Here is a 15,636-nt window from a genome sequence, read left to right as displayed (position 1 = left end):
GCCGGGTGATGTTCTGCACACCCTACTGCTTTAGTAAGGCCGCCTCCTTTGTTGCCGAAAAAGGTAGATACTTGATTTTGTCAAATGCGAGCCGATTTTTGATATCAGCCATATCTTTAAGCTTAAACTCGACATCTTTTACAATGTTATTCATGCTTTGCTCAGATAATATCCAGTTCATGGGCACATCTTTTTGGCTGGCCGACAGCGGCGCGTCGATAAAATCGCCCTCCATGCCTTCAATAACATCCCTCAGGTCGTGCACCGCCGCGTCGCTCCGGCCTTTGCGGGCATTATAAATACCGCCAATCACTTCAAATATTTCATTCCCAAAATTTAGGTTTGCACTACCATCCTCAGGGGCCAATTGATCACTAAAGCGCAAAAATATGACCACCGGCCTAATTTGTGCAAACAGATTACTATGCTGTAACTGCAATGCTTTTAACATTTCGAGCATGGAGCCTGCCCCGGTATTTTCTACATAACCGCCGTCCAAATAATGATATTTACGGCAGGCTTGTTTTATCATTCCGCCAGGTGAAAACAAAGGAAAACGCGTACTGAAATTGATGCCGGTGCTATAGGCAATATTGCCTTTAATTCTGCCGGCCAGCAAATCGCGCTGTCCGCTGCCCCACACGCCATCGGGTGCTGCATTCATGATCCAGCATTGCTGACCGGTTTCTACCTCGTCGGTATTAAATATAACAAGTGGCTTGTTGTTTTTGGTAACGTTAAGCGTATCGAAATGAGCACTGAAGATATTGCGGGTACTGTTTGGACTGAGCAGTTTGCTGTAACGACTTTCCCAGGCCTCCTCCATGGCAATGGCCCGATCAAGCCGGTTGATGTGCCAGGGCAAAAACAAGTTCAGTAAATCACCAAAAAACATTTTTCCAACTACAGGCGCTATATAATCACCTTTAAAAAAATCGAAAGCAGCACTATCTAAACTATTTTTGTATCTCAGTTCCTGAGATGAATTACCGTAGGCTACTGCATTAAACAACCCTAAACCCAGGGCTCCTCCCGACACGCCCGACATGGCATATATAGAGCGTTTTAAGTCTATATTATCATGCTCCAACCGCTTTTGCAGCTTAGTTAAATACAAAGCGGTAAAACCACCCGTACGTAATGCCCCACCCTCGGCACAAACAAATATAACCGGATACCTTCTACTAACAGAATCAGCCTTAACCGAATCCGCCCCTGCCGGAGTAAGCCTGCTCACAGGATATAAAGCATCCAACTCGGCCTTGTACTGACTAAACCATCTTGAAAAATGGTCTTTCAACACAGGTCTTTTAGTAATTAGGTCAGCCTGCTGAAGCTCTTCCCTAACCGGATGATCTTTGTTGCTTACAGAGGAATAAATGAGCAGGCACAACAACAGGAAGCGGATCGATACCGGCCACTTGCGAAGCCGGGCAAAATCAAGATACAGCACGCCTACATAAATACCAATCCAACAGGCAAAGGCCAGCGCAACTAAAGCCGGTGCACCCAGCATTTCAAAAAAGTTACTGCCTTCCCAGTTTGTAGATACAGGTATGATACTTACTACAGTAAACACAATTAACGATAGCAACGCAACCATCACTACCTGTTTGTGCAGGTTTTTATAAAAACCGGTGGGTATGCGGTAAGTCCACTGCAAGGTATGCGGATGGGCCGGTAATTGCGGGCTGAAGCTAATGAGCTCAAATTCAGCAGGTACTTTGGTATCATTACTTGGCACCTTGCTTTGCGGAAAGTTGTTCCGCAGATCGTCAGAAGTGTTAAATGTATTATTAAACTGCGCCACCAACTCCGATTCGGGCTCATTGAACTGCCCTTGATTGGGTAATGAGTAAACGTAGTTATTATAAATGCCGTAAAGCCTGCTCACCCAATTGTACTCGGTGGCCGGCAGGCTTTCGGCGGTAGGAAACAGCCTGCGCAGGTTAAGCCGCGGCTTGCTAGCTTCCGCCTTAATAAAATATAGATTGGTTAGTACACTAAACAGCACATATAAGCCTGTAAAAGCCACAACATACGGCAATGCAATAGCGCCCGGGTCTTTGTGCCGGCCAAAAGAAATAAGCAAACTTATGCCTACTAACACAGTTGGCCAAAGCAAACAACTGCCCGATACTACACGCTGCACCGTTTTTCGCCAGGTTACACGGGCGTCGGTTAGGCTTTTGCCGGAGTTATCGCTTACGTAAATGGCATACCGTACACCAAACTCCGAAACTACACTCCAGATAAATAGTGTAAGCAAGAGGAACAGGTAATTTTCAGGCCTTCCCGCGTCGAGATTTTCTATTACAACCAACAGCGTATCTATGCCCTGCGGCAGCACAATAAAGATAACTGATGCAATGATGGCAAAAATCAGCATCAGCCCAACCTGCTGCAACACCGAAAATAAATCGTGCATCAGGTACCGGAAGGAAATACCTTTAGCTTTTTGGTAAGTGTAGGCAAAAGCACCCCGTAAGGAGGGCACAAAGAAAAACCTGAGAATTTGAGATAGGTTACGCATAATAGGGCATTTAGGTTTAATCTAAGCTACTGATAATTAGGACAGGAGAAATAGATGGGGAGTAAATTGGATCAAAAAACGGTACCTAAAGTATATCGCGTTTTTTAATGTCTTTGGCACCAAACTTGCAGCTTACCGTCCATATAAATAGTAAACAATTTAAATCAGAAATACGATGAGCTTATTAAAATGGGCAGTTTTAGGTGCTGCTGCAGCCTATGGCATTAAACACATTACAAAAAAACGCGTTGAAGACGGAAAATCAATTATTGACGATTGGAACGAACAAGCGCCTGAATGGATTGAAAAAGCAAAACAGTACACTGACGAAGCTATTAGCAAGGTAACCAACCGTGCACAAGCTGCACAAGAAGATTACCAGTAGATTTTATTAGCTACTGCTAAATAAAAAGTCCCGGACATTGCTGCCCGGGACTTTTTATTTAGGTATTATGGCAAGCTTACTACCTCAAAGCCAACCTTACCACATTACACGAATAAGGCTGAAGGGTAATAGGCAACGTTTTTCCCTTCACAGCAATGCGCTCATCTTTCGGGCTCACATTTACCGCATTCTCAAAAGTATTAACCGCTTTCAAATCATTGCTGATATAGGTATGTATACCGGTAAGCGGCAGTTTATTATTGCTCTTTAACTGTACACTTCGCGTTTGTACCTTTTTGGAGGCATTCACTATTTTAATGATTAGCTCATTGCTCTTATGATCAACCACTGCCGATGCATACAAGCTATCCTGACCAGCCACCGCCTTATTACCTGTTGTAATTGATACCACATCTGTCCCCTTATATAATGAGTACAGCTTTTGTACGTAATAATTGGGCGTGCCGTACACATGCAGGTTATCTACCCAAATCATATCTGGCGTCCATTGCCAGCCCTCGGCATGGGCAAACAGCGGCGCATATGAGGCCATGCTTACCACAGCGGCATTGCGCTCTAAGCCGGTCATAAAGGCGGCCTCGGCAATGGCGCATTGCCAGTTGTTTTGATTGGTTGGCTTAGCTATGCCATCACTTTGGGCGGCATATTCGCCGGCAAATACTTTGGAGCCGTTACGATCATAACTATCATAGCGGGTAGCATTGCTAAAAAACCAGTCGGGCGAGCGGTAATAATGCTCGTCGATAATATCGGCCTTATTTTTACGCAGCGCGTTGTTCAAAAAATCAAAGCGGGCACCATTCGGATCAGTACCTGAGCTGTTTACGATCTTAATATCCGGGTAGTGCTTTTTAAGGCTGTCGGTAAAAATTTTCAAACGCTCCAAGTACTGTGGCCCCCAGTTTTCGTTACCAATGCCCATCATTTTTAAATTAAACGGCTCAGGGTGGCCCATTTCTGCACGTTTCTTGCCCCAGGGGGTATTAACATTACCGTTGGCGAACTCTACCAGGTCAAGCGCATCCTGCACATAAGAGCCTAACTGTTCTAATGGCACCAGTTCGGCAGTATTAAACTGGCAGGCCATGCCACAGTTAATTATGGGCAGGGGCTGTGCGCCAATATCTTCGGCCAACTGGAAGTATTCAAAAAAACCTAAGCCATAGGTTTGAAAGTAATCGCCGGTTAAACGGTGCTTAAATTCGGTGTTCCAGCGGTTAATGTTCAGTTCGCGGTTTTCAACCGGACCAATTGTCTTTTTCCAGGGATAGCGCGTGGCAAGGTCTCGGCCTTCTACCACACAACCGCCTGGAAAACGGATAAAGCCAGGCTTCATATCGGCCAGCAACTGCACCATATCGCTGCGTAACCCTCCGGGGCGCTGTTTCCAGGTATCGCCTGGAAATAAGGAGATCATGTCTAGATCAATCACCCCATTACCTTCCAGCCACATACCGAACTTGCCTTTAGCAACAGTATTGTTAGCCGTAAAGCTTACGCCTTGTTTATGCCATTCTGTTCCACTTTCTGCCGGCACCAATACCGTTTGACCTACTACGTTGTTCTTTTCGTCCAACAGTTCTATATGCAGTTTTACACCGGGCGCGGCCTGCCGGTACATTACTGAGAAGTTGTAGGATAAACCTTTTTTGATACCCATGCCCCTGAACCCCTCATTTACTATACCCATATCAGTTTTACTGGCAGCGTCCCTTACGTTAATCCGCATAAACCGTGGATTTGGATTATTAACCGGACTTTGCTGCCGATTAAGTATCAGTACATCTCCCTCGCTTATTTTCTTGCCCTTAACCGACCAGCCCATGAGCGGCGTGGCAAACTCGAATGAACGGTTTTTAACCAGCTCGGCATAAATGCCACCATCGGCACCCATGTTAATATCTTCAAAAAAAACGCCCCACATAGTGGGCTGCACCTTGGCAATGGACTTGTCGGCATTTACTATAATAGGCATACTTTTTTGCGCAGCGGCATTAAAGGTTAAAGCGGTTAAGCAGGCAAGGGCGGTAAACTTTAGGTTCATAACTGTCAAACGTACAATTAAAAAGATTTGGTCAAAAATTAACATGGCAGCCATGCAGGCTGCTATAATTTATTTTCTGGAATAAGGCTGTAAGCCGGTTTATAATCGGGTGTTAAATTAATTAAAAATCTGTCAACAATAACACCCGGATCAACTACATATAATTTAAGCTGATGCTTGCCGGGCTTTAACGCCGGAAAATTTATTTTACGAATAGCGTTATTGCTCAAAACGTTGTTCTTCCATTCGTTGCTGCGGGCCTCCGTTTTAAAATTAACAACCTGCGGCTTACTGCCATCAACCGAAACGGCGTAGCGCATACCATAATTCTTATTTAGCGGATGAGTAGGCACCGTAAATACCGACAATTGCGGCCGGCTGGCATCAGTAAGGGTATAAAAATCATAGCTAACATGTGATGCAGTGGCCCAGTTGGTATCTACTGCGGCGTGCATCTTGGTATAATTAGCTATTAAGGCGTGTTGCGAATAACCCAACGTGATATCGGTATCCCAATGATGTGAATCACTCTTTTGGCCGGTATAACTGGAGGCGAATATGGATACCATTCCTTCCTTTTCAATTAACCCCTTATAGCCGGCCAATTTAACCGATGTTAGGTTATCGGCTTTTACCAATACCGTATAAGTTTTGCCTGCCGTTGTAAAATCAATCTTTCCGCTATGTAAGCCGGGTTGCTTAGCCAGTAGTTTCCAGTTGATGCTAACGTAGGTCCGGATTTGTCTTTTACCCGCCTGATTCGTCAACTCGCCCTGGTTTAATAAAGTTATCCAGGGTTGTGAGGGTATTGCTTTCCACTTTAAAGTGGTATCCTTTTTCAGGTAAACGTCTACAAAATACGACTTGTCTGCTAATTGACTTATTACAGGCAATGTAAAAGTTGCCGGAGACACTTGCAAAGTATCGCCGTACCAGCCTTCGGGCGCAATGCCCCAACTTTCGGCTGATGTTTTATGGTTAAATGCAGGCAGATCCGGCTCCTGATAAACAGGCAAATTACGGGGCTGCATAGACATGATGTTATTCCATTTACCACCGGCCAGTTTATGATTGTAATATTCGGTTTCGGTAAAGATACTTTGGTAAGCTTTCCTGCTCTTTTCCGCGTATTCCTGTGCAACTAAACGGTTTTGTTTACCATACAGGTAGGCTTTATCGCGGTACAAAAACTTTTGGTTGATAAGCGATGCGCCGTTTACAGGATAGTATACTAACTCGTAAAAAGCATCTTTGTTGAGCATTCCCGTGCTGTTGTAAATTGAAGATGCTTCTTGCGCCAATTGCTGGTAAGCGCCTACCCTATTGGCAGCCTCATCACCATAAGCAAAGTGATTGTAAGCGGTATAATTGGTTTTGGTAGTTGGTTCTGTTTGACTCCAGCCCATAAACTCGGGGCGACGCTCCCACGCCAAATTGTAATAACGCTGCAGCAAGGCGCGGATATGTGAAGCTTTACCTGCTCCCCATTTTGCAGCACACCACCGCTGCAAGTGCTGCGTTAAATCACGGCTGCTTTCGAAGTTGCCGGCCTGGTAGGCCATGTCTAAAAACAGCTGCATGTTATACTCACAAGGCTTCAGGTCACCTATGTTAAGCACCCACATTTCGCGGGCATTCATATCATAAGCCTTCATCATTTCTTCGCGCATAAGGCCCGGTGATGTTGTGCTGAGCCACAAATAATCGTGCGGACGCCCCCAGTATGAGGCATGATAGTACACACCCGAGCCGCCCTTACGTTGCTGCTCCTGCGCATTACTAAGCCGTTGTATATAGCCGTAATTATCATCAGTCCACATTAGGGTTATATCATCAGGCACGGTAAGGCCATTTTCATATACATCAAGCACTTCTTTGTAAATGGTAAAAACTTGTGGCACTTTGGTGGCATCGCGGTTTACGTACTTTTGCAGCAGGCCACGCTGATCTGCAATAATCTGCTCCAGCAAGGGCACCGCTTCCTTAGGGCCTTTTACACCCTCCATGCCGCTATCATGCACGCCTCGCATACCCATGGTGTAAATGGCGTTGTTAGCGCTGCTTTCTTTTACCCGGCTTTCCCAATAGTTATAAACAGACTGTTTGTTGGTAACGTAGTTAAAGTGTCCCATGGTTTTCTCGTTCCACTCCCCTACGTTATTACGCAGCATGGGTTCTGCGTGCGAGGAGCCTACTTCAATCTGGTAATCGGCCGCTACTTTGGCATTGCCAGGATAAGAGTAAAAAGCTTTGGTGCTGGGATGCATGGCCGGCCAAATGAGATTAGCTTTCAGGCGCAGCAAAAGTTCAAATATCCTGGCGTAAGTTTTAGGACCTATGTCGCCGGTTTCCGGTTCATAAGTTTTGGCCGCCCAGGGCTGTAAGCCCCAGTCTTCATCGTTAATGAAAATGCCCCGGTATTTTACCGAAGGCGGCGCTGATGTGTAAGCCTTAATTTCTAACGTCAGCACCTTTTGTTGAACCGGCTTTACATCTGCCCACCAGTACCAGGGCGATACGCCCATACGTTCAGAAATATCGAAAACACCGTAGGCCATGCCGCGGGCATCGCTACCAATAATTGCCAATGCATGGTTAATGCTTTTAGTGGGATGATCGATAACCTGCAAGGCATAAGTTTCCCATTTGGCTTTTAAGGATGCCGTATTAACGTTTAGCTTTACCAGTAAAGCTGATTGTGCAGTGCCCACAATAATAACATTGCCTTTTGCCGCATTTATATCAGTTAACACCTTGGGTAAATAGCCGGTTACGCGCTGAATATCCTGCGCCAGCAAATGCGCCGTAATCGAATCAAGGTTTTGCCGGCCTTCTTCATAAACAATAGTTACTTTGGATTGCGCGGTAACTACATCAAACTTAACGGCATAAGCTTTTATACCCCACGTTAGCAGGATGAGTAGAATGAGATACGCGCGATTGTGTTTGTGCATTGTTGTAAAGTGCCTTGAATTACCTGCGGCCCGGACCTAACTATAGTGCCACTCAGCTAAACCTGAGTGGCGACCGTGTCTTTCCCTAAATTTTAACCCTAATACTGCACCAGCTTAACCGGCCCCAACAACCCCGATGGCACAGGCTTCCAGTTCGCGGCATCAAACGGTTTGTAGTTGATATTCACAAAATTAATCTCGTGGTATTTGCGCCATTCAATATTATGCTGATCCATGTAACGGATGCGGTTAGCCATCAGGTTATCTACTTCAACCTTGATGGTATTCTGCCCTGCTTTTAGAAAACTGCCTACACGGGCTTTGAATGGAATACTCCATAAAATACCCACTTCTTTACCATTGATCCATACCCGGGCACTTTCATCTACCTGCCCTAAATCTAATACGTACTCACCTGCTGTTTTAGCAGGCAGGGTAAACGTACTGGTATAAACGCCGGTACCAGAAAAGTTAACGGCTGTAGTATCTCCCAAGTCGGTCCATGAGGTTAACTTGCTCAATTTTTTAGGAGCAGGCAATGTAGGGCCACCCTGCGTAAACGCTAAACTCCAGGTATTTTCGAGTTTAACCTCACCGGTTGGTTTTTCCAGATACTTCCATTTTGACGATGTTGCTTTGGCTTGCATACTGGCAAACAAGATTAGCGCCTCGCCCGATTGCAGTTGCACGCGGACATAAGTTTTTTGTTTTGTTGTGGATGCTGATGCCAAACCGAAGCTGCCGCTTTGCGGATCCATAATTGTAACCGAAGCAAACGCACCGTTCAGTGGTATGCGGGTATCTATAGCTTTTGGCGTATGGTTAACTAAATAATAATATTTGCTGCCATTTACATCTCTGCGAATAAACTGCAAACCTGTTTCCACCAGTTTTTCGGCCGGTACCAATGCAGTTGTAAGCGCATCATCTAAATCTGCTGACAGCAACACTTTACCTGCGCCTACCGCAGCTTGTTTTACACCGCCCGAATTAGAAAACTTTAAGGTTGACAAAAGCTGTTTCAGCTTTGCTCTGCGGCCTTCAACATCGGCCAGGCCGGGTACGTCTTCGGGCAACTTTTGAAAGATCACCGTTGCTCCCTGTGCAGCCAGCTTTATTATTTGCTGCAAAGTTTCAACCGGCATCATAGTACATTCGGGCACTACTAAAACTTTATAATTGGCGTTAGCGCTTGTTTTTACACCTGCTGTGGTGCCGAGGCTTTTAGATAAGGCCAAATCGGATACAAAATCCAGGCTATAGCCCTTTTTTTGCAGGTTGGTTGCATTTTTGTAAAATGCGGTTGGAATCAACCACTCATTAATATCATGAATGGCCAAGGGCATATCTAAACCTTTATGATGGTTCCAGGCATCATAAATTGGCCAGTACATCAATATCTCATTATCGGCCTTGCCTGCTTGCAATACCGACTGGCAGCGCGTAATATATTCATTTAACCCCTTGCCGTGGCTCCACAAGCTATTATCGGGCACCATATTCATGGAGGCATAAAACAACCAGCCCGGGAACTTCACATCCTCTGGCGAGTAAGTGGTTCCGTGATAGAAAACATGATTAACACCGGATAGAAATATCTGCTCTACCTCGGGCTTACATTGCGAGTAAGAAGTTTTAAAATGCTCCGTTAACCAGGTAAACGTCTCAGAAGAAACCAGCGGTTTACTGTTCACATGCCCTGCCGATGAGGCGAATTCGAGCATTATAGGGTTAGGGTCTACATTGCGCACGTCTGCACTATCACGGCGTAAGCCCGGGATATTAAACTTACTGGAACCAAATGTCTCGCATTCCGGGATGTCAACCGTTCCATATAAATCAAGCAAGTTGCCCGGCGACCCGTGCGACTGGTTTTTAGTTATACTTTTTAATCCATGCGCCCAGTTAGTCCAGTTTTGGGTAAAGTTATGCAGTAGCATGTTGCTCATGGTTTCGCGGTAATCGGACTTTACGCGGCCTATGGCTTCCTTATCATCCTCGCTCATCAACTCGCGCAGATGCAGGCGCAAATCATAGCCATGCTCTTTTTGAAAGGCATCAAACAATACCGGCGACCAGCTGGCGCCGTAAACCTCATAGCTGTCGTTAAAATAAGCTCGTACGTTAGGCCGGCCACTTTTGTAAGCATTGGTAAAACGAGCCAGGTAAGTATCGGTAGCTGTTTTAGATAAGTGATCCAACGTATAACCTTCACCGCCCGGGGCGGCACGTTTAACTTTTTGCAGCGTTTTACCTGCAAAGGCTGCATAAATTTCGGTTTTGGCAGTTACCGGTGGCATGTTAAAATTGCCATTAGCATCTACCTTGCTCATTACGTTAGTGGCATTGCCTTTTTCGTCATAAGCCACCAGGGCTTGCAATACGGCCACATCACGTTGTTTAGGGTCGTTTACACGGATGGCATCTTTTACAATCTCGCCCGGGTTAAGTTTATAGGTTTGCACAATCAACCGCGTTGCCGCATCAGCAGGCTTAATCTGCGGCCCGCCAAATGGCCAGCCTGTACCGGTATTCATATCCACACCCATGCCTAATTGCGAGGCTGTAGTAGCGGTATAATTAAGCATATCCATCCACTTGGGTGAAAGGAAATCAATGTATCGGCTCTCGTAACCAATGGCACCATAAATAGGCGTTACCTCCACCCCGCCAAAGCCGGCTTGCTGGTATTTACGCAGCAGCATGCCAATATTTTTTTGGTCAACGGCATTGCCCATCCACCACCAGCGGGTCCACGGGCGGGTTTCTTTTTTAACTGCAGGCCAAACATTGGACTGCTTAACTTTGGTTTGTGCCGTTGCAGATGTAGCAACCACACAAAAAGTACTGATGTATAAAAGTTGCTTGATAAACATAGCGTAGTGTTTAGAGAGTGAAATTAATCCAGGTGAAAAACCGTTGTAAGCGGCGTACTTACCGGCGAATTATCTGGATTGGTTTCCATAATATCGGCCATATAGGCCCACCATTTTTGTACAATTTCGGTTGTGCCTAAATCCTGCGATGACTGGCCCGACTGCAGTTGAACGCCAAACAGCGTATTGGTCTCTTCATCCAGAAAAATAGTATAATCGCTTATGCCATTTTCCTTCAACAAGGCCGAAAGTTCAGGCCATATCTCGGTGTGCCGTTTTGTATATTCGTCTTTAAAGCCAGGTTTCAGCTTCATTTTAAAGGCTACTTTTTGCATAGGTGTTTTATTTTTCAATATTGTTATTCAGAGTTGTATGCAAGAAATTTTGTTCATTATGCTAAACTAAACACGGAACAGATCTCTACCATTCGTTTGAGATAACAGAAATGATTATTTTTTAATTATTGTCCTTTTCCGCTTTTAGCGGGAGCTGGCGAAGGCGTAGTATCAAACAGTTCATCTTTAACCGGTCTGGTAAAATTTTGCTGGCCCTTGCCCGCTTGCTCCAACAACCCGAAGTAAAAATATAAGGTGCGCTTGGTAGTACCGTTTAGATGGTTAAGCTCGCCGTTGGGGCCTAATTTAGGGGTGTTCATATCCACACCCAAAGCCAGCTTTGTACCCATGGGCGGTATAGCATCTAAAAAAGACAAATTACCTGACGGCAAAGCAGGAGCCGGTTTTATGCCCGACAATCCATAAAAATCAAACAAACGCACATATAAATTCGGTTCTTTGGCTGCTATTAAAAACTTGCCTTGCACGGTATTTAATTCCATCCAGGTTATATCGGCAAAGTAGCCTTTAAACTCAGGGAATATCCAGGGAGCACTACCGGTTTGGGTGTTATTATAGGCATTGATCCACACATCATCGGCCACGCCTTGTAAACGATTTTTCCAAACGCGGTATGGGCCTTTACCCAGCCATTTGGCCCCCAACACGTAATTTTCAGGATAATTAAAGGTAATGCCGGCATAAGGGTAATCGCCTTGTGGCAAATTGTACTCATAATCGAGACTTACCCAGCCGCTGTTAAACATTTTCCAGCGGGCGTATTTTAAGTCGCCGGTGTAGCTTACCTCTACCAGTTCGCCATCGGCTTCCTGACGGTGTTTAATGTCTTTAAAAGTGGCAGTGCCGCTTACCAGCCCCGGGCCGCCGCCAAAGTTTAATGGATCGCCGCTGTTACCCGTAAGCGACCGGATCTGACCGTTGCGTGTATTAAAGGTCAAAGCGATGGCGCCCGATTTGAGTTGCAGAGTTGAATCTGTTTCGATTACTGCAACCGGGTTTTTACCGGTTAAGGTCATAACGCTGTTCAGCAGGCGGTCATTGTTATTTTTCCAAACCCAGCGGTAAACCAGGTTTTTGAACGGGTCATAAGCCGAAAGCGTTAGCGCATCATAGCTTTTCCAATCCGCGGGCAGGGGCACATGCAGTTCACCTGCAGCTACCGGTGCAACTGAAGGACCATTTAACGTACCTTTTTTGCGTGTTATATAACCACCATCATTTTCATTAGGCTTACGATAATCAATTAATTCCCAACTGTAGGTACACTGATTAAGATTAGTGAAATGGAATCGGTTCTCTACCGGTATACTGCCATTAAAATTGGCAGGAAGCGTTTTCATGGTGATATGCACCGGTGAGAATATCTCACGCAGGGCAAAAAAGCTGCCTTCCTTTTCACGGTGCGGCCCAAGCACACCATCGGGCGCGTTTACACCATTTACGTCGATGATGCCGTTTTGGTCTGTACGCACGATGCCTTCATCAACCAGGGCCCAGATGAAACCACCGCCCGAGCGTTTCGATTTCCAGTGCAGGTCCCAGAAATCAGACATGCTGGTAGCAGCGCCACCATCATCCTGCGCATGCAAAAACTCAGTAGGCATATAAATGTTGGTGTCGGCCAATATGTTTTTGGTGCTGTAGTAATCTTCGTAGTGGTTACAATCAATGCCATTGTAAGCATTGCCCGGGCGGTGATGCGGGTGTATAACCGGGCGTTTCGAAAAATCGTATTGTGTAAAGTACTGATCGAGCTCTTTATTAGTACCGCCCTCGTTACCGTTATCCCAAAATATGATAGACGGGTGGTTCAAATCGCGCAGCACCATTTCTTTTACCAACTTTTTACCAGCGGCCGTGCTGTAATACTTTTGCCAGCCGGCCAGTTCATCCAACACGTATAAACCTAAAGAGTCACATATCTCCAGGAACTTCTTATCGGGCGGGTAATGCGACATGCGTACGGCGTTCATGTTCATTTCCTTCATCAGCTTCACGTCCATCAGCTGTATATCGTCGTTCAGGGTCCTGCCTGTTTCGGGCCACCAACTATGCCGGTTAATACCCTTCATTTTGATGTTGACCCCGTTGAGGTAAATGCCATCACCCTTGCGTATCTCAATAGTACGGAAACCAAATTTCTCAGTTGTTTGATGAATAACACTACCACCCGATTTAAGCGCTACGTTTACCTTGTACAGGTTAGGCGTTTCGGATGTCCACAACAAGGGATTATTTACACGGGTTGCTATATTTACCACCGTATCTGTTGCTTTTACATTGGCAGTAATGCTTTTTACCAGTTTGCCTTTTAAATCGGTTATCTGGGCAACCACCTGTAGGGCTTGCTTTAAGTGCTCGGGGTAAACCTGCATTTTAAAATTGCCGTTCGCTTTGGCATCTACTGCTATTTGTGCTATGTGCTGTTTAGGATAAGCAGCCAGGTAAACGGGGCGAAAGATGCCGCCAAAAATCCAGTAATCGGCCAAACGCTCCGCATTGTTTACCGATGCATCGGCAGACATTTTACTTACTCTGGCTTCCAGCAAATTGCTGCTGCCAAATTTCAGTTTGTTGCTGATGTTATATTTAAACTCATAAAAAGCGCCCTGATGTTTTTCGCCGGCTGCCTTGCCATTGATTTTAACTTCGGTATCGGTCATCGAACCCTCAAAAACCAGGTACACATCCATATTAGCCCAAGCCTGCGGCACCTTAAAATTGAGCTTATAGATACCCTGCTCATCGGCAAAGCGGAAGTTTTTGCCGTAGGTTTTATAATCGCGGCCATAATTGTAACTGCCAAAGCCTTGTTGCTCCCAGCAGGACGGCACGGCAATTTTGGTCCAGTAACCGCTTTTGCGTCCACCGGTGCAATAAAAATCCCATTGTACATTAGTGCGGTTGTCTTTACCCGAAAGATATTTGATTTGCCGGGTGCCCGGTGCCGGAGCAGCCGCCTGCGTACGGATGCTTAAAATACCCAACAGCAAAGCAAAAACAAGTTTTAATCGCGAAAAGGAAACAAAGTAAGTGTTGATCATCATAGGCTAATTATCATTCAACAATGCTCGAAATCACATCCGCATTGGTTGTGGTTTCATTATACTTTTTTAGCCAAAGCACGGCCAGCAATTATGCAGTAATTCAGACATTTTCGAGTTACAGCACAAAGCCTTTTTGCGGGCTAAAAACGGCATTATTGTATTATTATAGTTTTTAACTGGTTTTGGGGCTCAATGTACTCACTCGGCTACTTTCATCTATCCTGAACCATCATGTTTTTGTAAGCAAACTTATGTAATATCTTAGCATTTGATTAATAACAACTGCGGCATGATGCCACAGGATGGTTAGTTAAAAATGGATATATAGGTTAGCATTGCCAATTTAATTTTTCGCCTGGTAAGCTACCAATTACAAAACCACCTATTTTGCATGATGAGTTACTTTTCTTTGTCTATTGTTAAAGTTGCCTTATGGCTTGGCTTACCTGCGTTTTTAAGCAACCAGGCAAGCCGGCAATTTGTAACACCCACCGATACCCTTATCAAGTCAAATGGCAACCCCATCATCAGACATAAATATACGGCCGACCCGGGCGCTATGGTTTATAAGGAGAAGGTTTACTTGTACACCGGCCACGACGTTGCGCCCGAAAAGCAGGCCCGCTATGTGATGCACGACTGGCTATGCTTTTCATCAACCGATATGGTTAACTGGACCGAGCACCCCAGTCCGCTTAAAGCAAGCGATTTTGCCTGGGCTAAAGACGATGCCTGGGCTAGCCAGGTAATTGAGCGTAACGGTAAATTTTACTGGTATGTTGCTATTACACACAATACCATACATGGCAAAGCCATAGGTGTGGCTGTTTCTGACAGCCCTACGGGGCCTTTTAAGGATGCCCGGGGCTCGGCGCTTGTTACTAACGACATGACTACCGGCCAAACCAAAATTAGCTGGGATGATATTGATCCCACCGTTTTTATAGACGATGATGGACAAGCCTATCTCATTTGGGGTAACACAGCCTGCTATTATGCGAAACTCAAAAGCAACATGACGGAGCTTGATGGCCCTATACAAACGTTTACAGGCTTGCCGCATTTTACCGAGGCTCCCTGGATACATAAGCGCAATGGTTGGTATTACCTCTCATACGCGTATGAGTTTCCAGAAAAGATAGCCTATGCCATGAGCCGCAGTATTACCGGCCCCTGGCAGTACAAAGGCATTATTAATGAGATAGCCGGAAACTCCAACACCAACCACCAGGCCATTATTAACTTTAAAGGCAAAGATTATTTCATCTACCATACTGGTGCTTTAGCTGCTGATGCAGGCGGTTTTCACCGTTCGGTTTGTATCGATTACTTATACTACAATAAGGATGGGACTATAAAACGGGTGATTATGACGAGTGAAGGAGTTAAACCGGTGAAGTAGAATTCCAGTTCAAACTAT

8 protein-coding genes are annotated in these 15,636 nt (G+C 45.4%); 2 read left to right on the top strand and 6 right to left on the bottom strand.

Features of this window, described 5'->3' with window-relative positions; all coding sequences use genetic code 11:
* Positions 1-22: 22 nt before the first annotated feature.
* Positions 23-2,533, bottom strand: a complete 2,511-nt coding sequence (locus ABDD95_RS02110) for a hypothetical protein (protein WP_345950255.1) — start codon at positions 2,531-2,533, stop codon at positions 23-25.
* Between the two features lie 175 nt (positions 2,534-2,708).
* Here ABDD95_RS02110 and ABDD95_RS02105 point away from each other — a divergent pair, with 175 nt between their 5' ends.
* On the top strand, positions 2,709-2,918 hold the full coding sequence (locus ABDD95_RS02105; protein WP_345950254.1) for a YtxH domain-containing protein: 210 nt from the start codon (positions 2,709-2,711) through the stop codon (positions 2,916-2,918).
* Positions 2,919-2,997: 79 nt separating this feature from the next.
* On the opposite strand, the gene ABDD95_RS02100 is transcribed toward ABDD95_RS02105, so the two are convergent.
* From ABDD95_RS02100 to ABDD95_RS02080, 5 genes are all read right to left on the bottom strand, one after another.
* On the bottom strand, positions 2,998-4,983 hold the full coding sequence (locus tag ABDD95_RS02100; RefSeq protein ID WP_345950253.1) for an alpha-L-arabinofuranosidase C-terminal domain-containing protein: 1,986 nt from the start codon (positions 4,981-4,983) through the stop codon (positions 2,998-3,000).
* 62 nt (positions 4,984-5,045) lie between these two features.
* Entirely contained in the window at positions 5,046-7,937 is a 2,892-nt protein-coding gene (locus ABDD95_RS02095) for a glycosyl hydrolase 115 family protein (protein ID WP_345950252.1), read from the bottom strand.
* A 98-nt stretch (positions 7,938-8,035) separates the two neighbouring features.
* Entirely contained in the window at positions 8,036-10,813 is a 2,778-nt protein-coding gene (locus ABDD95_RS02090; RefSeq protein WP_345950251.1) for a glycosyl hydrolase, read from the bottom strand.
* A gap of 23 nt (positions 10,814-10,836) precedes the next feature.
* The gene (gene rhaM, locus ABDD95_RS02085) at positions 10,837-11,166 is read right to left on the bottom strand and encodes an L-rhamnose mutarotase (protein WP_345950250.1); all 330 of its coding nucleotides are present in this window, start codon (positions 11,164-11,166) and stop codon (positions 10,837-10,839) included.
* Between the two features lie 107 nt (positions 11,167-11,273).
* Positions 11,274-14,216 (bottom strand): glycoside hydrolase family 2 TIM barrel-domain containing protein, encoded by a 2,943-nt coding sequence (locus ABDD95_RS02080; protein ID WP_345950249.1) that lies wholly within the window; start codon positions 14,214-14,216, stop codon positions 11,274-11,276.
* Between the two features lie 391 nt (positions 14,217-14,607).
* Between ABDD95_RS02080 and ABDD95_RS02075 the strand changes: the two genes are divergently transcribed.
* Positions 14,608-15,618, top strand: a complete 1,011-nt coding sequence (locus ABDD95_RS02075) for a glycoside hydrolase family 43 protein (protein ID WP_345950248.1) — start codon at positions 14,608-14,610, stop codon at positions 15,616-15,618.
* Positions 15,619-15,636: the final 18 nt, after the last annotated feature.

Origin of the sequence: Mucilaginibacter sp. PAMB04274 (assembly GCF_039634385.2) — a bacterium.
Lineage (GTDB): Bacteria > Bacteroidota > Bacteroidia > Sphingobacteriales > Sphingobacteriaceae > Mucilaginibacter.
This window is presented reverse-complemented; position numbering and strand designations above follow the sequence as displayed.